16 protein-coding genes are annotated in these 21,645 nt (G+C 43.3%); 8 read left to right on the plus strand and 8 right to left on the minus strand.

The genetic code is table 11. The annotated features are described in order from the left end of the window. Positions 1-350 precede the first annotated feature (350 nt). Positions 351-1,154, minus strand: coding sequence for a DUF2989 domain-containing protein (locus ACFOEE_RS01310; protein WP_377120129.1), 804 nt, complete (start codon positions 1,152-1,154; stop codon positions 351-353). 158 nt (positions 1,155-1,312) lie between these two features. Between ACFOEE_RS01310 and ACFOEE_RS01315 the strand changes: the two genes are divergently transcribed. The 6 genes from ACFOEE_RS01315 to ACFOEE_RS01340 all read left to right on the plus strand — a co-directional run bounded on the left by ACFOEE_RS01315 (position 1,313) and on the right by ACFOEE_RS01340 (position 9,151). Beyond that, a complete protein-coding gene (locus tag ACFOEE_RS01315; RefSeq protein WP_377120131.1) occupies positions 1,313-2,758 on the plus strand; it encodes a glyceraldehyde-3-phosphate dehydrogenase in 1,446 nt (481 codons plus the stop codon). A 154-nt stretch (positions 2,759-2,912) separates the two neighbouring features. Next, positions 2,913-4,040, plus strand: a complete 1,128-nt coding sequence (locus ACFOEE_RS01320) for a M14 family metallopeptidase (RefSeq protein WP_377120133.1) — start codon at positions 2,913-2,915, stop codon at positions 4,038-4,040. A 64-nt stretch (positions 4,041-4,104) separates the two neighbouring features. Continuing rightward, positions 4,105-5,772, plus strand: a complete 1,668-nt coding sequence (locus tag ACFOEE_RS01325) for an alanine/glycine:cation symporter family protein (protein ID WP_377120135.1) — start codon at positions 4,105-4,107, stop codon at positions 5,770-5,772. 101 nt (positions 5,773-5,873) lie between these two features. Continuing rightward, positions 5,874-6,200 carry a hypothetical protein gene (locus ACFOEE_RS01330; protein WP_377120137.1) on the plus strand — a complete coding sequence of 109 codons (327 nt, stop codon included), beginning with the start codon at positions 5,874-5,876 and terminating at the stop codon, positions 6,198-6,200. A gap of 1 nt (position 6,201) precedes the next feature. Then, positions 6,202-6,483, plus strand: coding sequence for a YeaC family protein (locus tag ACFOEE_RS01335; protein ID WP_377120139.1), 282 nt, complete (start codon positions 6,202-6,204; stop codon positions 6,481-6,483). Next, complete coding sequence (locus ACFOEE_RS01340) at positions 6,473-9,151, plus strand: DUF349 domain-containing protein (RefSeq protein ID WP_377120141.1); 2,679 nt, start codon at positions 6,473-6,475, stop codon at positions 9,149-9,151. Before ACFOEE_RS01335 ends, ACFOEE_RS01340 begins: the two co-directional genes overlap by 11 nt. Positions 9,152-9,500: 349 nt before the next feature. On the opposite strand, the gene ACFOEE_RS01345 is transcribed toward ACFOEE_RS01340, so the two are convergent. From ACFOEE_RS01345 to ACFOEE_RS01375, 7 genes are all read right to left on the minus strand, one after another. After that, positions 9,501-10,394 carry a hypothetical protein gene (locus ACFOEE_RS01345; protein WP_377120143.1) on the minus strand — a complete coding sequence of 298 codons (894 nt, stop codon included), beginning with the start codon at positions 10,392-10,394 and terminating at the stop codon, positions 9,501-9,503. Positions 10,395-10,634: 240 nt separating this feature from the next. Then, positions 10,635-13,022 carry a hypothetical protein gene (locus tag ACFOEE_RS01350; RefSeq protein ID WP_377120145.1) on the minus strand — a complete coding sequence of 796 codons (2,388 nt, stop codon included), beginning with the start codon at positions 13,020-13,022 and terminating at the stop codon, positions 10,635-10,637. A 448-nt stretch (positions 13,023-13,470) separates the two neighbouring features. Then, positions 13,471-14,409 (minus strand): LysR substrate-binding domain-containing protein, encoded by a 939-nt coding sequence (locus ACFOEE_RS01355; RefSeq protein ID WP_377120147.1) that lies wholly within the window; start codon positions 14,407-14,409, stop codon positions 13,471-13,473. 18 nt (positions 14,410-14,427) lie between these two features. Next, complete coding sequence (aceK, locus tag ACFOEE_RS01360) at positions 14,428-16,149, minus strand: bifunctional isocitrate dehydrogenase kinase/phosphatase (protein ID WP_377120149.1); 1,722 nt, start codon at positions 16,147-16,149, stop codon at positions 14,428-14,430. Between the two features lie 60 nt (positions 16,150-16,209). Then, positions 16,210-16,689, minus strand: a complete 480-nt coding sequence (locus tag ACFOEE_RS01365; protein ID WP_377120151.1) for a DUF4124 domain-containing protein — start codon at positions 16,687-16,689, stop codon at positions 16,210-16,212. Between the two features lie 75 nt (positions 16,690-16,764). Continuing rightward, entirely contained in the window at positions 16,765-18,267 is a 1,503-nt protein-coding gene (locus ACFOEE_RS01370) for a DUF3413 domain-containing protein (protein WP_377120153.1), read from the minus strand. Positions 18,268-18,271: 4 nt separating this feature from the next. Further along, positions 18,272-18,484, minus strand: coding sequence for a YejL family protein (locus ACFOEE_RS01375; protein ID WP_377120155.1), 213 nt, complete (start codon positions 18,482-18,484; stop codon positions 18,272-18,274). A gap of 64 nt (positions 18,485-18,548) precedes the next feature. Here ACFOEE_RS01375 and yejK point away from each other — a divergent pair, with 64 nt between their 5' ends. Together yejK and ACFOEE_RS01385 are read left to right on the plus strand one after the other, a co-directional pair. Next, positions 18,549-19,559: a nucleoid-associated protein YejK gene (gene yejK / locus ACFOEE_RS01380; RefSeq protein ID WP_377120157.1), complete on the plus strand. Its 1,011-nt coding sequence runs from the start codon at positions 18,549-18,551 to the stop codon at positions 19,557-19,559. 541 nt (positions 19,560-20,100) lie between these two features. Further along, the gene (locus tag ACFOEE_RS01385; RefSeq protein ID WP_377120159.1) at positions 20,101-21,621 is read left to right on the plus strand and encodes a tyrosinase family protein; all 1,521 of its coding nucleotides are present in this window, start codon (positions 20,101-20,103) and stop codon (positions 21,619-21,621) included. Positions 21,622-21,645: the final 24 nt, after the last annotated feature.

Genomic DNA, 21,645 nt, shown 5'->3' on the forward strand with positions numbered 1-21,645 from the left:
TGGTGAACTCTCGATACTCACTGTGCTTATTAGATCAAAGGGCTAGATCTGTGTCTAGCCCTTTTTCAACAGTCTGAGGCAGCTTAGGCTGCCTTTTCTTTTTTTGCTGTGACGTTTTTGCCGTGAGAAGTACCGCAAAAAACACCTGCTATGTGTTAAGGTGTGGTGGAAGTTTTGACTTACGCTTGCGCTGCTGATTAGGCTTAAAGATAAGCGAATGTTGAGTGCAACTTGGCTGGTGGCAGTTTTTGCCACTAGCCAGTTTAATTGATATGAACTTGGCGGTAATCAAGACTTATACAGTTTTTAGTGAGTTGTTAGCTAAAAGCGGGAAGGGTTCCCGCCACGTACTATAAACCACGAGGGGAGATAAATTCACCCGCCTGAATACTGTTAAAGGTCTTTAACGCAAGCTCGTCTAACGTATCAAGCGAGCGACCATGGCTAGTAAGCTGATGTTTAATCGGTAAAATATCAATGTCTTTAAAGCCACTTAGCTCAGCAATTTTGGCAAATACGTAAGCATGCTTATATTTTTCTTGTTTGCCATAAAGACTCACCAACGTCGTGTAGACTTCCGGGTTGGGTGTTTCTCCCGTCTTATTTAATTCCAATACGTTATAGAGAATATCTATGGTTTTTGTGTCATCAAATTTGGCATAGTAGGTCGCTAAGTACAGTTGTAGCTCTGCGTCGTTTTTCACCGCGGGTGTTTCTTCAATTGCCAACAGTTTATTCATGGCAGTTTGGTCATTGTTGCGCGACCAGTGGAAATAAAGCAAACCCGGATGATTTGTCTCTTTAGTGTCTTGATAAAGACGATACATTTCCTTTTGCGCTGTTAAATGACCATTGACGCGTGAAGTGGTTTTTTCTTTTAGCTTAATATGTTCAATTTGCGAGGCGCGATAAACGCACTTGTCATATTTTTCGAATTTCTTCAGCAAATCAAACTTATTGTCCTCTGTGGCGCGTAAATGTTCTTCATAGCGTGAGAAAATCAACGTGGCACGTTCATCTTTACAGTGGCTATCAGTGTTTAAATCGGAGCACATATGCGGCGTTGATTCACAGATTTTGTTCAAGGTGAGCGTGTCATCGCACCCGCCTAGCAATACTACAGCAGCAAGCGCTAATGCCTGTTTAACCGCCATCTTGTTTCCTCTCTTCTCATACTAAGACTTTATTCTAGCCCAAGCTTTTGACGAGTAACAGTGGAGAATGATTGCAATTTCCTTTAAAATGCAGGCGCCTTAGGCAAGCTGCCTGAAGGCTATCCGTTCAAAGAAAATTGTTTATTAGGCAAAGAAACATGACCTTATCTCACGAGCAAGAATATCAAAACAGCTGGCAAGAGCGCCAGGATTACGCAGAAAACATGCTACCAATCATTGGTCGTTTGTACCGCAATTCTGGTATCGAAGTTGCCATCTATGGTCGTCCGCTGGTCAGCGCCAGTACGATTGATGTGATCAAAGCGCACAAAACAGTAGCCCGCTTCGAAGCTAGCAAGCTACGTTTACGCGAGAGTTTTCCTTTCCTAGAAGCAATCAGCAAGATGAAGTTGTCGCCAGCGCGTATCGACCTTGGCAAACTTGCTTATGCTTATATTTACAAAAATGCAGGCGAAGGCCGTTCAATCGAAGAGTATTTGTCTGCAGAATTGGCTGAGTTACTGAACAACGATCAAAAATCAAAAGCCCGCGACGTCGTACTGTACGGTTTTGGTCGTATCGGTCGTTTACTCGCGCGTTTATTGATTGAACGTGGTGGTGCTCATGCTGATATGCGTCTACGTGCTATCGTAGTACGTGGTGGTAAAGATGGTGACTTAGAAAAGCGTGCTAGCTTACTACGTCGCGATTCAATCCACGGCCCATTTGACGGTTCAATCACAGTTGATACTGAAAAGAACGCGATTAAAGCCAACGGTAGCTACATTCAGGTGATCTATGCAAATTCACCGGACGAAATCGATTACACTCAATACGGTATTGAAGATGCATTAATCGTTGACAATACAGGTATTTGGAAAGATGAAGCGGGCCTTGGTTTACACCTTAAATCAAAAGGCGCGGCAAAAGTGCTATTAACTGCACCTGCTAAAGGCGACATCAAAAACGTGGTTTACGGCGTTAACAATGGTTCTATCCTAAGCGAAGACAAGATTGTTTCTGCAGCAAGCTGTACCACTAACGCTATCACGCCAGTATTAAAAGCAATCAACGACAAGTTTGGCATTGAAAACGGTCACGTTGAGACTGTTCACTCTTACACCAATGACCAAAACTTGATTGATAACTTCCACAAAGCTGAGCGCCGTGGTCGTGCAGCGGCACTTAACATGGTTATTACTGAAACGGGTGCTGCGAAAGCCGTTGCTAAAGCGCTTCCAGAATTGGCTGGTAAGCTAACAGGTAATGCTATCCGTGTTCCTACGCCAAACGTTTCTTTAGCTATCATTAACCTCAATTTGAAAGCCGCGACTACCCGTGAAGAATTAAATGAATTCTTACGTGAAACAGCGCTTTACTCTGAGCTACGTGACCAAATTGATTACACAGCTTCAACTGAAATCGTATCTAGCGATTTAGTGGGTAGCCGTTATGCGGGCGTGGTTGACTCTCAAGCCACTATCGCTGATGAAAAACGCGTTGTACTGTACGTGTGGTACGATAACGAGTTTGGTTATAGCTGTCAGGTAGTTCGCGTGATGCGTGACATGGCGGAAATCACTTTCCCAAGCCTACCACGTTAATCCGTTTATCTTAAAAAGCCAGCGACTGCTGGCTTTTTACATTTTTGAGGTTTTTGATTTTAGACCTCTGTGATACGCTTGCGGCGTTGTGCTACATATCGCTCACAAGACTTAACAAAAATCATCCGTAAAACTGGATAATTAGGGCTAAACAATGAAGATTAATAGTAATTTCGATAGTGGTAATATCAAGGTGCTTGCAGCTAACGAGCCACTTGATATTCAACTTGAGATAAACCCGGACAATGGCTCAGCGTTTTTCCAATGGTTTCATTTCCGCTTAGAGTCAACGCCATTTATTGAGCATCGCCTACATATTAATGGTTTAGAAGCTTCAGCATACCCAGGTGGTTGGGAAGGTTATCAGGCAGTTGCCTCTTACGACCGCCAGACTTGGTTCCGCGTGCCAAGCCGTTATGAAAAAGGCACACTTATCATAGATGTAGAGCCTGAGCACAAACATACTTATTTTGCTTACTTTGCGCCTTATAGCTATGAGCGCCATCTTGATCTGTTAGCATTTGCACAAACTCATGATTTGGTTGACATCGAGACCTTAGGGCAAACGCTAGATGGCCGTGATATGAGCTTGCTGAAAATTGGTGAGCCAGCTGAAGGCAAAAAGAAAATCTGGATCATTGCGCGTCAACATCCGGGCGAAACCATGGCTGAGTGGTTTATCGAAGGTTTGTTACACAAACTATTAGATGATGAAGATCCACACGCCGCTGCGTTATTAAGCAAAGCAGTATTCTATGTGGTGCCAAACATGAACCCAGATGGTAGTGTTCGTGGTCATTTACGTACCAATGCCGTTGGCGTAAACCTCAACCGTGAGTGGCAAACGCCGAGTTTAGAGAAAAGCCCAGAAGTGTATTACGTGTTAAACAAAATGCACGCTACTGGCCTTGATATGTTTTTAGATATTCACGGTGATGAAGCGCTACCGTACAACTTTGTAGCGGGTAGTGAAGGTGTGCCGAGCTACGATGCGCGTTTATCCGATTTAGAAAACCGCTTTAAAGCGGCGCTATTGACCATTACACCTGAGTTTCAGGATGTTTATGGCTACACCAAAGATGAACCAGGTCAGGCAAATATGACGGTTGCTTCATGTGCCGTTGCTGAGGCATTTAAAGCGTTGTCTTACACTGTGGAAATGCCGTTTAAAGACAATGCCAACTTGCCAGATCCGCATTTTGGTTGGTCAGACAGACGTTCTTATCAATTCGGACAGGATATGTTAGCAGCAGTGGTTAATGTGGTAGACCACTTACGATAACAATAATGAAATTGAGGCAGTCATAATATGACTGCCTTTTGCGTTAAAAATAAGAGGAATAATCGTGGACGCATTTGGACAATTCTTAGACTATTTGGATAGTCTGCTTGGGGGAGCAGCCTGGTTTCCGTACGTGTTACTAGGTGTCGGTTTATTTTTTACTATCTATCTGAAATTTCCTCAGATCCGTTATTTCAAACATGCCATTCGTATTGTCTCTGGTAAATATGATAAGAAAGACCAAGAAGGCGATACCACCCATTTCCAAGCTCTGGCAACGGCGCTCTCTGGCACAGTGGGTACAGGTAATATCGGTGGCGTAGCGCTGGCGATTTCAATTGGTGGCCCAGCCGCACTATTCTGGATGTGGATGACAGCATTTATGGGTATGACCACTAAATTCGTGGAAGTAACCCTGTCACACAAATACCGCGTAAAAACAGACGATGGTTCAATGGCGGGTGGCCCGATGTACTATATGGATCGCCGCCTAAAAATGAAATGGTTGGCGATTTTGTTTGCCATAGCAACTGTGATCAGTTCATTTGGTACAGGTAGCTTGCCGCAAATCAACAACATAGCGCAGGGTATGGAAGCCACTTTTGGTATCGCCCCGATGTTAACTGGTGCGGTATTATCAATTTTGTTGGCGCTGGTGATTTTAGGTGGTATCAAGCGTATCGCGGCTATCACGTCACGCGTGGTGCCTTTTATGGCCGCGGTTTACATCATCGGCTCACTTGGGGTGATTTTGTATAACTACGAAAATGTTATCCCGTCGTTCTTATCGGTATTCACCAACGCCTTTACTGGTTCAGCAGCTGCGGGCGGCTTCCTAGGTGCCTCTTTTGCTTATGCGTTTAACCGTGGTGTTAACCGTGGACTTTTCTCAAACGAAGCTGGTCAAGGCTCTGCGCCAATCGCACATGCTTCAGCAAAAGCCGATGAGCCAGTCTCAGAAGGTATGGTGTCCATTCTTGAGCCGTTTATCGACACTATTATTATCTGTACTTTGACAGGCTTAGTGATCTTATCTTCAGGCGTTTGGACTGAGAAATTCGAAACCCGTTTTGAGCGCTCTTCAATGATGATAGTGAAGGGCACTTATTCAGAGCAAAATGCCCAAGACCGTGAATCGCTTTACAACTATTTAAATGGCAAGCCAAGCGATGTGACGCCATACACGGGCGATATCAACGTCATTCAAGGTAAAGCGGTGAATAAAGACTTTACGGTCATTCACTCTCGCTCAATTGGCGAAGAAATTCGTTTTGGTATTACAGAGCGCCATGTTTACACCGGTGTTGTGGCGGTTAAAGACGGTTTGCCAGTTGACCCAAGCATCAGCCTCAAAGGGAAATCATTAGTCCACTCAGCAGAGCTGACCACTAAAGCTTTCCAACGAGGTTTCTTTGGTGATAGTGGACAATACATTGTATCGATTGGCTTACTGCTGTTTGCTTTCTCGACGGCAATTGCATGGTCTTACTATGGTGACCGCGCGATGATTTATCTGTTGGGGAGTCGTTCAGTGATGCCTTACCGCGTGTTCTATGTTGCTGGCTTCTTCTGGGCATCGTTTGCCGATACTACGTTAGTGTGGAAGTTAGCGGCGGTTGCAATCGTGGTAATGACCTTACCTAACTTGATAGGCATTATGTTGCTGCGTAAAGAAATGAAGCAGACAATAGATGAATATTGGGTGAAATTCAAAAAAGACAATCCGTCTTAAAACAAGTACAATGTGGGGCGCCAAAAAGGCGCCCTTTGTTTATCCGGTTTTTGCGCCTGCCGACGGGAATTGACTGTTGGTATGACTGTTGGAGTGTGTATATGGCAATTGTGCAATGCCCAAACTGTAATGAGTCTATTTCAAGTCGCCACAAGGCTTGCCCACACTGTAAAACAGTAATGGGAGAGCTAAGCGCAGAAGAGTTAGCCGCGATTGCAGCCAAGAATAGAGTTAAGCAACAGCAACGCTTGCTGAATTGGTCATTTGTTGCACTAATTTTATTTCTAGGTGGTTTTTTCTATTTGTACTGGCGTATGCCAGCACAAGGCTCACTGGAGCACCTGTTAGGTCGTGCTGCCGTATTTATCGGCTGTGCTTGGTACCTAGTCAACCGCGTGATTTTAGTTTACTTAAAAAAGAAAAAGTAACATGAATATCGATAACCTAGTTCGTACGATTACCCCAGAAATTTATGAGCGTTTGCAATATGGTGCTGCGACTGGCAAATGGCCAGATGGCACACCACTGAGCGAAGCGCAAAAAGAACAAACAATGCAGTTGGTTATGCTTTACCAAGCCAAAGTAGCGCAAACCAATGAGCAATTCACCATAGGTGCCAATGGCGAAATGGTGCAAAAGTCCAAGCGTGAATTACAACAAGAATTTACCCAAGAAAACGAAATTGCTAGGTTTAGTGAACATGATCTTTAAGCATTTATTTACACCAAAATGGAAACACCCGAAGCTACATATTAGAGAATCGGCGCTAGACAAATTAGATGTGCAAAAAGACCAGCATATTTTAACAACAATGGCGTTAGAGGACAGTTCAGCACAGATCCGTCGTCAGGCTTTAAGTAAGCTCAACGATTTAGGCTTATGGTGGCAGGCTTCTAAGAAAGATCAGGAGCTTAAAGAGCATGCGTTAGCGCAGATAAGCAACGCCGTGTTAAACGCTAACGACGCCTTAAGCCATGATATTCGCGATGAATACATAGACAAACTCGCCCCAGCAAAAGTGCTCGAGAAACTCGCATTTAACGACCGTGATACGGGGCTTAGGGTGAAACTGCTAAAACGCTTAGCGGATGCTTCATTGATTGAAAAAGCATTTCGTGAAGGTGATGAACGTCTGCAACGTGCACTACTTGAGTTAGTTGGCCAATATCAATTACAAAAAGCGTTGTTAAAACATGCCCAAGGCGAAGTTAAAGCCGAGTTGGAAGCTTTCCTTGAGCAGCAGCACTTAGCTGCAGTCATGCCAGAACAAGTTACGCAAGCCGCAAAATTGATACTGGCTAAGCTGAACTACTTACGTGAAAAGCAGGATTATTTGCAAGTTAAGAGTGAAGCAGAAGCGTTGCGTTCTCAGTGGACAGATCTTGAACTGCATTGGTTAACTGAAGCCCTTCAACAGGAAAACCTTGCTAAGTTTGATACTCTAAACGCTAAGTTAAGTACCCACCTAGCACGTTTAGAAGTTCAATATGAACAAGTACAACAGCAAGAGCAGCAAAGAGAGCAACAAGCGGCAGCAGTGCAGCTAGCTGAGCAAACCGTGGCTGAATGTGAAGCATTGTGCGCAGATATAGAGCAGCTACTTAGTGGCAATTTCTTAGTTGAAGTACAAGCCCAGATAAGCCAAGCAGTAACGCAATTAAGCGCGCACCAATACGCCTCGTTACCCGAGCTACAGCAAGCATTGCAAGTATTGGCACAGTTACAACAAAAGCTTGAATCTTTACCTAAACTTGCTTCTGCCATTAATCAATTTGAAACCGCCTTTGTTACATTACAAAACTGCGCGGTGCCAAATGACATTACCGAGCTTGACAGCGCTGAGCAAACTCATCAGCAAGCCCATGCTGCTGCTAAAGCGCAGTTACACCACATTGACGTGGCATTTAGAAAGCCGTTACAAGCAAAGTTACGTGCTGAAGTGACTGCTTTTGCTGAGAAAATCGCTCCTTTAGTAACAGTGCAAAAAGCGACGCAGCAACAGGCACGTAAAAAGGCGCTCGACACCAAACGTTTAATTGAGCAAGGTCGTTTTAACGTCGCATTTGGCGTATTTAAAGGCTTTATCGCCGAATATCAGCAGTTAACTGCTGCATATCAGGCGCCGCTTAGCGCGCTGCATGATGAACTACAAGCCAAATTAGCTGAGATCCAAGATTGGCAGAAATACGCCACTGCACCAAAACGTGCGGAAATTCTTGCCGAAGTGGCAGAGTTAGTAGCTGAAGTTGCACCACAAGCCAAACAACGTGCCGCGCAAGTAAAAGCGTTGCGTCAGCGTTGGAATGAATGTGGTAAAGCAACTACCGCAGAAGAAGTAGCACAAAGCGAAGCGTTTGAAACGGCTCTTGAGCAAGCATTTGAACCATGCCGCGCGTATTTTGCTGAGCTAGAGCAACAAAAAGCACAAGCAATAGTTGCGCGTCAGGAAATTATCCAGCAAATGCAGGCGCTGAGTGATACCGCTGCCACTGTAAGCGATTGGAAAGCGTACGAAGGCCAATTCCAACAGCTGAAATTACAATGGCGTGATGCGCCTAAGCTCGATAACGACAGCTATCAGAAGTTATCGGCAGAGTTTAAAACTGCGCAAGATGCGGCATGGCTGCAATTAAAAGGCAGTTACGACAATAACGCAGCGAAAAAAGCGGAAATCTTGGCTTTAGCGCAAGCGCAATTGAGTAACGAGAATCTTGATGAAGCCTGTGAGCAGCTAAAAGCCTTGCAACAAACTTGGCAAGGCATTGGATTCGCGGGTGCTAAGCAAGAGCATAAGTTATGGCAAAGTTTCCGTGCGGTGAACGATGAGGTGTTTGGCAAACGCCAAGCGGCTTTCAACGAACGTAAGCAAGCGCAAAGTGCGGAAGCCGAACAGCAAACCCAGCAGCTTGATGCCATAGCGCAAGAATGTGAACAAGTCGCAACTTTAGCACAGTGCCAACAGTTGCTTAAGCAGTTACGAGATTTTAATCCAATCAAGCCACTGCGTGCAAAACAGCAAGCCATGATGAATGCTCTTAACGACAAAGTTGCCGAGCTTCAGCAAGCAAAGCAGCAGCAGGCTTACGACGAGTTACTGGAGTCATTGCGCACTGAACAGTTAGCCGAGCGCTGGAAAGCTCGTCCAGAGCGTGAGTTGTCGGCAAATGATTGGTTATTACGCTTAGAGATCCTTACTACAAGCCCATCACCACAAACGCTACAAAGTGAGCGAATGAACATGCAAGTGGCCATGCTTGAAGAGAAGCTAAGTGGTGCAGAGCTGCAAGTGGAAGCCTGTATTCGCGGCTACGTAAACACTGCTGAACTACCAATAAGTGAAGAACAATACCTACGCTTTAAAGCCTGTTTAGAAATGTAATATGGGCCAATAATAGGACGCTGCTGAGAGGGAATTGTTAAGCGGAAGCGTACTATTAAGCCGTTAAAAATAAAAGGCGACTGCAATGTCGCCTTTTTGTTTTCGGCCCTAAATCACCTAGTTTATTAATGTATTTCTAGTAATTCATCACAATAAACCTTTTCAGTTTTAAGGCTATATGATCCAATGTTCAAAAAGCTATTTTAAATAGTGCATATTGTTAGGTTTTACCTTTACCTGTCAGGTACGATTAATAAAATATAAGCAATTCTGACGGTCTTATATGTTCCAACGCCCGAAGAAGGCGCGCCGTATTTTGGCGTCGCACTTACTGAGATTGTTATATGACTTAAAGTTTGGGTCTGAGATTCTCAATAACCTGAGTATCCACCCAATACCTTTTTCCTATATAGGTGTGGGTTCCATCTTCTTCAACTTTCCACTCACCCCTGGTAAAAAATAGGTATTTTCCATCATGTGTCAGTTGTGGAGCACTTTCCTGCATTTCAGTGTTTATTATTGAGCCCATATTTATCGCGGCCGACCAAGAGCCGTCTTTCTGTTTAAAGCTGACATACATATCTGACTCTCCATGCCCATCCTCTCTTTCCATATACCAGATTAAATAGGATTCATCAGGGGAAATAACAGAGCCACCGATATATTTTCCTGAATTAATCCCAGCGCTCATTTTTATTGGACTTTCATACTCTCCACCTATTAAACGAGAATAGTGGATAGCACCATTGCCTGGTTCGTCCTCTTTTTTATAAGCAGTAAAATAATAAGTTCCATTGGACGAGACCGATCTTCCATGCGCCATATTATTTATGAACGCCCCAGGACTTTTGGGTTCCGACCAACCTGTTTCCGTTCGCTCCCTATACTCCTTTCCAACATACATAACAGTGCCGTCAGCAGAGAATTGGGGCCACTGAATATCCGTCTCAGATTCCTGACTCCATCTGTTGTTTTCGTATCGGATAACAAAAAATTCGCGCTTTTTAGATTTACCCGGTCTCCTAGTGAAGTAGAACTCCTTCATATCAGGCGTAAACGAACCATGATCAAACCTCCCTTCTGGAGAGACTATTTTGGGAGCAAAAAGTTTAGGTATTAAGCCGGGTGGCTCTTCGCCAAAATAAGGACTCTCGGGCGCGAGAGTTACTCCTTTGCCATAACTATTCCCACTCCAACTTATAGTAGAAAGTAATAGAAAAATTGATATGCAAAATCTATTCATAGGTTAACCCCTCATTTAATCAGAAAGTTTTAAATGCCATATTTAAGGTAACTCAATTGAAAAACACTTAAATATTAATTAACCCAGAGATTCTAAAGAAAGTAGTCTTCGGATACCTGACGTCCATATGACTTTTAGCTGATTTTGTACTGACAGTGACTATCAATTAATTGGGGGCAACGCCTTGCTCACCGGAATATTGGGAGCGTAGCGACTAATTTTTCCGCGTGCAGCAACTTGTTATGCTTGCTGTTGAAATACCACGCTCTCCCAATCGCTCCAACTCACCTTATTGTCCTCAATAAAGCTTTCTTCCCAGTCTGTATCGCTATCTCCTAAATTTAAAGCGATAGTAGTATCACTAGTTCTCCTAATATCAAGATTCTCTTCACCATAAATTTGCACCCTAACAGCATACATTTGGCAACCCATACAATTACAGGTATCGCTAGTGCATTCTCTGTTGAGCAGCAACGTTAAGTCGTTATCGAAATCTCTGAATAGATGTGTAAATGTGCCATTTTTATTATCAATAATGAACAAAATAGAATTAACGCCTGTCGACTCAACCTCATTATTAAGAAATTCCATGTCTTCAACTACAGCGCCTTTTAAGAGTTCTCCAGATTTATTGAAAAACGGATCAACGAGAACGCTAAATCCTCGCTCAGCTGTCCAGATCATAAATCTATCAAAATCTTCATCTGTTTCGATAATATTTAGCTTGTACGACTTATAAGTGAAACCAATACTAGACCAGTTTTGAAGGTAAACTTTTAGATCCATTGGTGTTGTAACTAGAAAAGCGGAATTATTCACTAGTAATGGGTCGTTGCTTTTAACATCAACAAATGAAACCAATGGAGCATAGTAGTTCTTTACCTTATCATGGAGTTGCGATATTCCCCGAGTGTATTGAGTAATTTCAAACCTTAAGCATTCAATCAAATCAATTGGTTGGTTTGAATTGCTTTGTATATCATCATGCATCCCTTGTATATCGCCATTTGACGAATAACAAAGAGGGTTACCTCTTTCCTTTGAATCTGCAATCCAATTGTTGAGTTGACTGCATACTAACTCGGCTCTTTCTGTATCATAGCGTTGAACACGTCCGCGTTCCTGCACATATCTAATACCTCCATCATCCAAGACAGCTTTAATACAAAGATGGCCGCCCCTATTAATAGAAGATTTAGAGTTCCACAAAACATGCTTTATTTTTTGGTTAATTGCTGAAAAACCGGCCCATAAGGCTTGTCCTTGGTCAAGACTAAAGAACCATTTTTGATAATCGAAATCTTGTAACTCAGGATGTTCATCCATGCCCGGATTGTTTGCAATACCCAGAACTCTATCTGACTCCCGCAGGCATCGTTGATGAATCATTCCGGCATCAAAAGGCAAGCCTTCTTCGTTAACTTCAATTAGGATTGAGGAATTAGAAAGACCTTCTTGACAATGAATACACTTCGATATCTCTTTATTACCAAGAACCTTATTTCGTACTTTTTCTGAATATGCAACAGCTATCGGACTAGAATCAAAGTCATGCTCACCATTTATCGGCCCTATCATGATCTTCTTATCTTGAATCCATTTCTGCTCTTTTATAAATCTTTCCGCCCCTGAATACGTTGAAAACCGCCCGTATAGTTTATACCTGGAGCCATTGCCCATTTCGATTTCACGGTCATGAAACTTGAGCCTAAACTCCCCATTATCATCAAACCTATAGAGCTCTAATAAAGCAATCTCAAATTCAGGTAGAAAAGAGTCTATTATTACGACTTCTCTTCCAGAGCAAATGTCGTACTTATCTGGGTCAAACTGCATTTTGAAAAGCGTGCTATTATCTTGACCGATTCCGCTCTCAGAATCTTTTCTGTTGATGAACTTTTTTATAACAGCGTTTACTCCATTAACATCAACAGATTGACGCCCTTTGGACCAATCCAGTGTCTTTGATATTAAGTACCCCCACAACAACTCAGGATTAGTAGACAGCTGACTTGAAATTGATGCTAAAAATGCTTTTTCATAACTTCCGTTATTTTCTATATCTAAAGCAATGATATATATTTGACGTATAAGGTTGTGGGCAACATCGACGTCATTATCCACATATCCATTTTTCTTTAATGATCTGTTTATACAGCTTAATAAGCTCTTATATGTCTGCTCTTCCGACTTGGACATGGGGTTATCTTGAAGGGAGGCCTCATTAAGCCTTGTCGATATAGTTATTTTTCTGAGATCAGAAAGGATTTTTCTCGATGACTCATTCGAAGTTATTATTACATAACACTCACACTTATTCTGAGAGGTTTTATATTGCCTAACGAACTGATCAATCGTTTTGTAAAATTCAGAATTCACCTTATCGGATAGAGAAAGTTTCCTTTTAACTTGTAGGTATGTTTTAGAATTCTCATGAGTGATAACAATATCATCGACAGCATCCTCCGTCTCAAATGAAACTTTACATATTTTCGCTTCTTGCTCCCGCTCAAGGATATTGGAGCAGTCTAAATTCAACCCCATTGATAAGACAAAGAAGGCCGCGACTCTTTGCTGGAAGTCAATCCCGCTATTTGTGGCTGCCCCGCCTCCGGTTGCTTGTGTCATTTACCTACTCTAATAATTAGTTTAATCATACAGATTATAAAATCTGATCGCTCTCTGAAGCATAACAATTTAATATCGAGCGATTCGGTCGTTTTTCTGCCCCAAACCACCTCGAGTTTCTACTAACAAGATTTTTAGCATATCAGATAACTTATTGCTACAAATAGCTTTCTGTCTTTAAAGCTAAAATTGCTTGAGGATGAAAACAACCGAATCACTCGTTTTCCTGACTATACGAGAAACTTGTAAACAAACAGCCGAAAATAGATAAGGCGAAGATCTGCTTTTCGCTCAAAACTACCTGTCAGGTTAAATATCAACCTGACAGGCCAAGCTGCAAGCTTTTAGATAAGCACAATAGGTAATTGTGTTAACCCATTGCGTTGTTATTTTCAGATATCACATTCACTGTTATATCGCATGGCAATAGCTTCGCTTTGACAATTGTTTACTTTAACTCTTCGGCGACTTCGGCAATTTTTTGTCTTAGCCAAATATGGCTGGCATCGCGATGTAATAATGGGCTCCAGATCATATCCAGTTCAAACGGTGGAATTGGAAACGGTGGCTCAAGTGCGGTAAGGGCAGGGTCATCACGATAGATATTGGCAGCTTTTGATGGCAAAGTTGCCACTAAATTCTGCTCTTTGGCTAAGTGAATGGCAACGTGATAGTTACGGGTAAAGGTGGCAATGTTGCGATGCTTACCAAAATGCGCGAGCGCTTCATCAACCCAACCGAGTTTTTGCACGTCCGCAGGGTCCATACCAACACCCACCCCAAAGCCAGTTTTACTGACCCAAATATGGCGAGCTTTCAAATAAGCATCAAGGCTAAAGTGTTTGATAATAGGGTTATCCGATTTCACCAAACAGCAGAAACTGTCTTTCCAAATACGTTTATGGTGAAACGATTGCGGTAAGTTTTCAAAGCGGTTAATGGCCATATCCACTTTGCCGTTTTCCACATCATGAAAAGTGACGTCGCTTGGAGTGAGAATATCTAAGGTGGTATCTGGCGCTTCTTCATGAAGTTTATATAAAAGTTTTGGCGCAAGAGTACTGGCTGCATAATCGCTGGCCATGATGCGAAACACCCGTTTACTTTGGGTTGGTTCAAATTCGCGATTTGGCGCTAGGGTTTCTTCCAAGGTCATTAAAATACCGCGGATCACCGGCTGTAGTTCTAATGCGCGCTCGGTGGGCACCATGCCTTCGCTGGTGCGTACTAAAATCGGATCGTTGAAGAGATTACGCAGCCGTTTTAGGCCATTACTCATAGCCGGTTGCGTAATACTGAGCTGATTCGCTGCACGGGTAACATTACATTCGCGTAATAACGTGTCTAAATAAACAAGCAGATTTAAATCAATTTTACTGATGTTCACAACATTCCTTTCATTTGTTTAAGGCTCACGTGTCAGGTAAAACCTTTGTTGTTGTGGATAGGGATAGATGTGTTTCAGCACTTTTTGCTGGATATCTCTTTGTGCCTGCTGCCAATATTCGACCGTTGCAAGCTCTGGGTGAGCAGCGAGGAACATGGCCTTTAGTTTAGGGTCTGGTAACACAAATGTACATAGCTGCTCGGGAAAGACATCTTGCGGTGCGCAGGAAACTTCACCACTATCAGTGAAATAGTCGTCAGCGCTGACTTTGGGTAACGCACGAAAACGCATGTCGGTTAAATATTGCACTTCGTCATAGTCATAAAAGATAACCCGTTGGTGTTTTGTGACGCCGAAGTTTTTTAACAGCATATCACCGGGAAAGATATTCACTGCGAGCATTTCTTTAAGGGCTTGACCATAGTCGCTGATCACCGTTTGGGCGTCGCTGTCATTACAATTCAACAAGTATAAATTGAGAGGCGTCATGCGTCGTTCAATATACAAATGTTTGATGATCAGCAGGTTATCTTCAATGACAAGATTCTCGCTGATACTGCTGTGCAATTCCTCGAGCAGTTCTGGGCTAAAGCGTTCCAATGGGAAGACCACGTTCGAGTACTCTATCGTATCTGCCATACGGCCAACGCGATCGTGATTTTTGACTAATTGATAGCGTGCAATAACGGTGTCTTTACCAAACGGTTTACTTTCGGCGAATTTGTCGCGAATGACCTTAAAAACATATGGAAAAGACGGCAATGTAAACACCATCATGACCATGCCGCGCGTACCCGGAGCGGGCATAAATTGTTCATCGGTATGAGCAAACTGGCCAAGTAATTCGCGGTAAAACTCGGTTTTGCCTTGTTTGTGAAAGCCAATCGCATTATACAACTCAGCTGGGGTTTTATTTGGCATTAGCTCATTTAAAAACCGCACTAAGGCGGATGGCGCATGAGTTTGTACGAGAAAATAGGCGCGTGCAAAGCCAAAAATAACCCGCATTTGGCTAGATTGGGTGATCAGAGCATCAATTCTAAGACCCGCCTCACCGTCGTGCAAAATCGCGATGATAAAGGGCTGCACGCCACTTAACGATACTACTCGACCCACAATATAGGCGGCTTTATTACGATAAAAAGGGGCTTGTAGGATATCAAAGCGCATTTGAAAACGTTGATGATGGGTATCTGGCGCTTGTTTTAAAAACGCTTTCATCAGCTGACGAATATCTTGCTCTAAGTCGACAAAAGCGCTGCCAAAACCAAAATGGCTGATGATTTTACGAATGGTGGGTTTTAGACCGTCAACGACTGGAAAATAACTGCGATACTCAGCTTCTACAGGTAACGCTGGGGCGTCTTTTAGCGTTGGCTCGACGAAAATAAAATGATTATTAAAATACCTGCGATGAAACAAGCGGCAAAATACTGAGTTGTAAAAGGTTTCAGCCAGTTCGGCTTGGGGGTGAAACACCAATCTCTGCTGATATGCCTCACGGACTTGATGCCAAAGCTCAGTATCAAGCTGGTTGAGCTGAGCAGCCTTGGCCAGCGCGCTAATCGTCTCATCCACGCGGGTATCATATTGACTGATACGTAAGCGGCTGATGCGCTGTATTTCGTCCCAATTTCTATTCGCAAAGGCAATTGGCGCTTGTGCAGTGATTTTTTGAAACAAACGATAGTGTTTAGCAAAACCGCTTAGGATAAGTTCGGCGATGTCTTCTGGACGCATAACGTTGCCTTTTTCTTTGACTGTATTGCGTCTCGCTTGAAAAGTCACCCGTAATGCCGGCTATTTTGTAAATTTTTTGAGTTTTTTCTCTAATTCGCTTATGTCTTTCTCAAGCGCTTTTAATTTGGCGTTATGGGTTTTGCTGAGAGCTTGGACTTTTCGTTTAACTTCCCGTTCTTTACGACGTTTTTCTTTATCGTCCATTAGCCGGGTCAAGCTGTCTTCAGCGTCGTGCACCGCGGTATCATATTTGCGCTTTAACACCGCGATTTGCTGCTCTTTAGCGCGGATCTCACGCTCTAAATTACGTATTATTTGTTGTTTTTCTAGTTGATTGAGGGTTTTGTTATGTTGCTCTGTGGGGACTACAGTTTGCGGCTCAGTATGCTCAAGTGTTTGCATCATCGCATTGCCAGCGCAGGGGAATTGGCTATAAACCACGCCGCGCTCGGTAGTACATTTATAGTAGCTATATTGTTTGGTTTGGGCGTTTACTAAGCTAGTTGAGCTGAGTAACAGCAGCATTAAAATCCATTTCATCCTCTGCCTTCCTTGTAAGATAAGATGTGGGCTAGCCTTACGCTTACTTTAGTGCAGCAGCCATAAATTTGCGAGTTATTGCTGGGTTTTGGGCGAAAAACGTTTTAGCTGTTTTATGCTTTGCACTAAAAAAGGTACATCTAGTTTTTGGTCAATTAAAAAGCCTTCTGCGGCTGAAATATGTTTGTAACTGCCATCAGCAGCCACTAAAGTGATACGGTCTTTTTTGTAGGCGACAAAAACGCCTTGGGTGTAGTTTACGCCTTGTTCTGTGGATTGACTAACCACGTCATGACCAAGGGTTGCAACACTAGCAAGGTCATTACAACCTAAGGTTGCTGCCAATAAGGTCGCAGTAATATCAGCAGGTTGTAGCAGGCTATTTAAACGTTTAAAAGCACTACTATTAGTGTAGAAACTTCCATTCACGAGGATTTGCTGAGTTGGTGCCGCAAGGCTAAAAGCGACTAACTGGTGTTCAGGTGCAAAGCTAGGCAGTGGCGCGTCATTATCAAGATAGATAAATTCAATTGCCGCATCTGGGTTTGGTGTTAAAAACTCCAGTTGCGTAAAGCCTCGTTGCGTAATGAGGGATTTACTCCACACGGGAGCTTGTTGATTATCCATTAGCGCAGCTTTATATAACGCAGGCAAACCGTAGATTAAATTAAAAATACTGTCATCGTGCAGACTTGGCTGTAGTAAGCCTTTGTACTGAGTTAAGTCTGCTTGTGTTGCAAGAAACTCATTGAGTCGAGTTTGGTTAGCAAATACTAGCACGCTTACTTGTTGCTGCGCGTTGGCTTTGCACTCAGGTAGCGATTCGGGCGCAACGTACGCACTTTTCTGATGCTCAAGACCAAGCGTAGTGGCTTGTTTATAACTGTCGATATCAAGCAAATCGTGGCGTGCAAGTAAGCTTTTCGCGGTTGTTGGATAAGACATAGGTAACACGTTATCTTGCTTAGTGATATCAAAATACGAATTGGCGTCAGCCCAAATATGAATACTGTGGCTTAATGCAAAACACGACACTAAACTTGCAGCTGCATAGCGAGGAAATCTCAGCTGTTTTAACTCCGCAAGATGGCGCCACGCAAAATTACTGATAAGGAGTTCAAAAGCAAAAAAGCTCGATACTAAACCGACTGCTAAAATAGTGGTTAAAGCGGGTTGGCCGTTGAGTGTTTGCCAAAGTAACGAGACAATTTCTCCCAACGAGCCCATATTTAGGTGATAGCCGAGTTGAAAATAGACGAACGCATCTAAACTGAGTGCACTGAGTCCTAAAGTGGCGACTAAAGCTGCCATACCTCGAATATGACGAGGGTAGGGAAACACAAGGCTTAGTGGGAAAATTGTCAGTACAAAGGCTAAAAAGGTGATAAAACTGGTGTGACTTAACCAAGTTACCACCATATAAAGGCGTCCTAACCAAGTGGTTGGAGCGCTATCAGCCCACAAATAGCTTAAACTGATCAGCAATACCAAGGCGATATTACCAAACGTAAACCAATGGCCCCAGCTAAGTAACTGACTGGCCTTAGAGGCAAATTGATGTTGTGGGTTGAGATTCATCTGTTTACTTTACCGATTGAACCAAAGCTTTGGCAAAATTTTCGGCAACTGCAGCACGTTTGTTCGCTGGTACATGCTCATTTAAGATGTGCGTGATAGAATTCCCTAAACACATCAGGCTTAAATCAACCGGTGCTTGTTGATCGGCTAAGACCTTTAGCAATTGGTCAACAATTTGTTCTACTTGTTCATTACGGTATTTGGATAAAATAGGCATCGATTGTTCTATAACTAAATGATAATAATCTCAGATTTTAACACCAGAGGCGTGAAAAACAAACATGAGCATCGAGGTTAATAAATTAGTCGTTCATTATGTCGACAAGCAAGACGAAGAAACACAAATTCATTTACGTAATGATGAAATGTCAGTTAACGACAAGGTCAATGTGTTTATCGAACAGTTACACCATGCTTACAACGGTAAGCCGGGCAAAGGCTTCTGTGCTTTTTCGAGCGATAAAAATAGTGTGGTCGCCAGTGCACTACAAAGTTATCGCAACCAAGAGTTGGGTTTTTGGCATGTTACTGAGCAAGCGACTGAGGTATTAAAAGAAGAGCTGAATAAATACGCCTTCCATGAAACGGGCTATTTAGTTTTTTGCCACTATCGCTATATCGCCACTGAGTATGTGTTGGTTGCGCTTATTAATATCAAAGAACACTACGCGATAACGTCGGACTTAAATTTATCTGCCGCTAAGCATTTGGACATTACCCGTATGCAATTGGCAGCTCGGGTAGATTTAACTGCATGGGACGTTGAAGCTGAGCAAAACCGTTATATTTCGTTTATTAAAGGCCGCGCAGGGCGCAAAGTGGCAGACTTCTTCCTAGACTTTTTAGGTTGTGAAGAAGGGGTTGACGCTAAGCAGCAAAGCACGGTGATGTTGCAAGCCGTTGAAGACTATTTAAGTGAACAGCAGTTTGATAAGCAGGAAAAAGACACGCTGCGTAAGGAGGTGTTTGATTACTGTAATGATTGTTTAGCTACCGGCGAAGACGCAGAAGTCAGCAGCTTGTCAGATACCTTGTCTAAGTCTGGCGATATTGCCTTTAGTGATTTTTATAAAGATCAAGGCTACGCGTTAGAAGAGAGTTTCCCCATTGATAAAAAGACTGTCTCTAGCATGGTGAAATTTTCTGGCGTTGGTGGCGGGGTGAGCGTAAGTTTTGAGCGTAAGCATCTTGGCGAACGAGTGATTTATAATAGCCAAACCGACACCTTGACCATCAAGGGTGTACCTGCAAACCTAAAAGATCAGTTACTGCGTTTTTACGAAGAGCAGTAACCCACATTTTGCTTGCAACATGACGCAAATTAGCGGTAGCTCTATCGGCTATCGCTACATTCATGCCATGGCCACACACAAGGCAATTTCTCATTTTTCATCCACATTATTTAATTAAAGCAAATACTTAGCATTGTTCCACCTAAGCCAAATCCCTAACTGCGCACTCGCTCATTTTACATCGTGTAATGTCGCGTAATCGTTTTTATTTAATTTGTAAAATATTCGTTATGTAAAATGGGATAAAGTAACTAAGCTTAGCTGACTTTGGGCGCCCTTGGGTGATGACGCTTGTTCGCTTTGTTGCTGTAGTGGTTAGCCTCTGCATCAGTGCTGAACCTCGTCCTTTAAATAAAGTGGTACAAGAGGTTGGGGCTGCAAGAGCGCTAAAAGTAGACACATTAGCAGTTGTATCTAGTTGAGTTGGGCTTTGCAAAGCTTAATTAACTTTGCGTGTTTTTGAGAGACTTACAGGACATTGAAAACCAAGGAGCGGTGTAGTTGCTTTAAATTTAATCAAGATTAATTAAGGAATTTGATTATGTACTTTCGGAAAAGTGTTTGGGCAAACGGCGGGGATTTTAACGATCCAATCTTATTTTGGTACGCAAAAGGCGTTGCCGAATTGATGATGCGTCCCCTCAACGATAAAACGGGTTGGCGTTATTTGGCTGCTATCCACGGTGAAGATTTCTCGCAAGGCGGTACCTCTTACTGGCAACAATATGGTTATTATGAACCAGGTGAACCTTTACCAAGTAAGGACGAGCAGGCGATTTTTTGGAATCAATGTCAGCACCAATCCTGGTTTTTCCTGCCATGGCATCGTGGTTATTTAATCTCGCTTGAAGCCAACGTGAGACAAGCGATTGTCAAGCTCGGTGGTCCTAGTGATTGGGCACTACCTTATTGGGACTATAGTGCGTCAGACGCGCAAGCGCGCGATTTACCGCCTGCATTTAAAGCGACTACACTGCCAGATGGTACGCCTAACCCGTTGTTTATCAAACAACGTTATGGTGCGCAGGTAAGTCCCCCAACTCTCCCATTACCAGCTGATGATGTTTCATTGAAAAAGCTCAATATTATTAGCTTTGTTGGCGCATCTGCTGGCGGTAACCCTGGCTTCGGAGGCCCTGAAACGGCCTTTAATCATGGCGGCGGTGCTTCTGGTGGGGTTGAGTCTTTACCACACAACATTGTGCATGTGGATGTAGGTCAATCAGCTCCAAATGGCGACCCTGGTTTGATGGCAGATCCAGACTTGGCGGGTCTTGACCCGATTTTCTATTTACATCATGCGAATATAGATAGGCTTTGGTCTTATTGGTTAAGCTTAGGTGATGGCAGAGCCAATCCAGCAGACCAAAGCTGGTTGCAAGGGCCAATTGGTCGTCCATTTATGATGCCAATGCCTGATGGCGAAAGCTGGCGTTACGCGCCAAAAGATGTGTTAAGCACTGAGCAACTGGGTTATAGCTACGATCCACTAAGCAACGGTGATGTAGTTCCTGCTTCGCATTCTATCCAACGTGTATCTAACTTGGGCTTAGCGAGCGTGGCGAAAGCGGCAGCGATGCCAACAGCGACTCCTGCTAAGCATGCCGAGTTGTTAGGCGCTAACGATAATGTGGTTAGCCTCAATCAAAAAGCGCATAGCGTGGTAAAACTCGACAAGCGCATGATGGCACGCAGTGCAAAAAGCTTTACTGCTAATTTACTCACAGCGTCTAACCGTAGTGAACCCGATCGCTACTTCCTAAATTTAGAATCAATTCGTGCTAAACGTGAAGGGATCACCATAGATGTTCATCTGAAACTCGATGGGCAGGAAGTGTTGCTAGAGTCACTCGGTTTGTTTGGTATCAAAGATGCCTCTCGCCGCGATAGAGCGCATGGTGGTAATGGCCTGACATTGGTACTGGACGTAACCGAAGAGCTAGATAAATTACACCTTAATCAAGGCATTGATAATTTGTCTGAGGTTGAAGTGGTACTGACACCTCGTAATGGGCAAAACGCAGAGTTAAGCGTTGAGCGGATCAGCCTCTATCGGCAATAACCCAAACTGAGTGGTGCAGCCTTG

The sequence above is a fragment of the Pseudoalteromonas fenneropenaei genome, from assembly GCF_042643375.1.
Taxonomy (GTDB): domain Bacteria; phylum Pseudomonadota; class Gammaproteobacteria; order Enterobacterales; family Alteromonadaceae; genus Pseudoalteromonas; species Pseudoalteromonas fenneropenaei.

Coding starts and splice junctions, on each gene's coding strand:
- ACFOEE_RS01310 (WP_377120129.1), bottom strand. CDS start 1,154: ATGGCGGTTAAACAGGCATTAGCGCTTGCTGCTGTAGTATTGCTAGGC.
- ACFOEE_RS01315 (WP_377120131.1), top strand. CDS start 1,313: ATGACCTTATCTCACGAGCAAGAATATCAAAACAGCTGGCAAGAGCGC.
- ACFOEE_RS01320 (WP_377120133.1), top strand. CDS start 2,913: ATGAAGATTAATAGTAATTTCGATAGTGGTAATATCAAGGTGCTTGCA.
- ACFOEE_RS01330 (WP_377120137.1), top strand. CDS start 5,874: ATGGCAATTGTGCAATGCCCAAACTGTAATGAGTCTATTTCAAGTCGC.
- ACFOEE_RS01335 (WP_377120139.1), top strand. CDS start 6,202: ATGAATATCGATAACCTAGTTCGTACGATTACCCCAGAAATTTATGAG.
- ACFOEE_RS01340 (WP_377120141.1), top strand. CDS start 6,473: ATGATCTTTAAGCATTTATTTACACCAAAATGGAAACACCCGAAGCTA.
- ACFOEE_RS01345 (WP_377120143.1), bottom strand. CDS start 10,394: ATGAATAGATTTTGCATATCAATTTTTCTATTACTTTCTACTATAAGT.
- ACFOEE_RS01350 (WP_377120145.1), bottom strand. CDS start 13,022: ATGACACAAGCAACCGGAGGCGGGGCAGCCACAAATAGCGGGATTGAC.
- aceK (WP_377120149.1), bottom strand. CDS start 16,149: ATGCGTCCAGAAGACATCGCCGAACTTATCCTAAGCGGTTTTGCTAAA.
- ACFOEE_RS01365 (WP_377120151.1), bottom strand. CDS start 16,689: ATGAAATGGATTTTAATGCTGCTGTTACTCAGCTCAACTAGCTTAGTA.
- ACFOEE_RS01370 (WP_377120153.1), bottom strand. CDS start 18,267: ATGAATCTCAACCCACAACATCAATTTGCCTCTAAGGCCAGTCAGTTA.
- ACFOEE_RS01375 (WP_377120155.1), bottom strand. CDS start 18,484: ATGCCTATTTTATCCAAATACCGTAATGAACAAGTAGAACAAATTGTT.
- yejK (WP_377120157.1), top strand. CDS start 18,549: ATGAGCATCGAGGTTAATAAATTAGTCGTTCATTATGTCGACAAGCAA.
- ACFOEE_RS01385 (WP_377120159.1), top strand. CDS start 20,101: ATGTACTTTCGGAAAAGTGTTTGGGCAAACGGCGGGGATTTTAACGAT.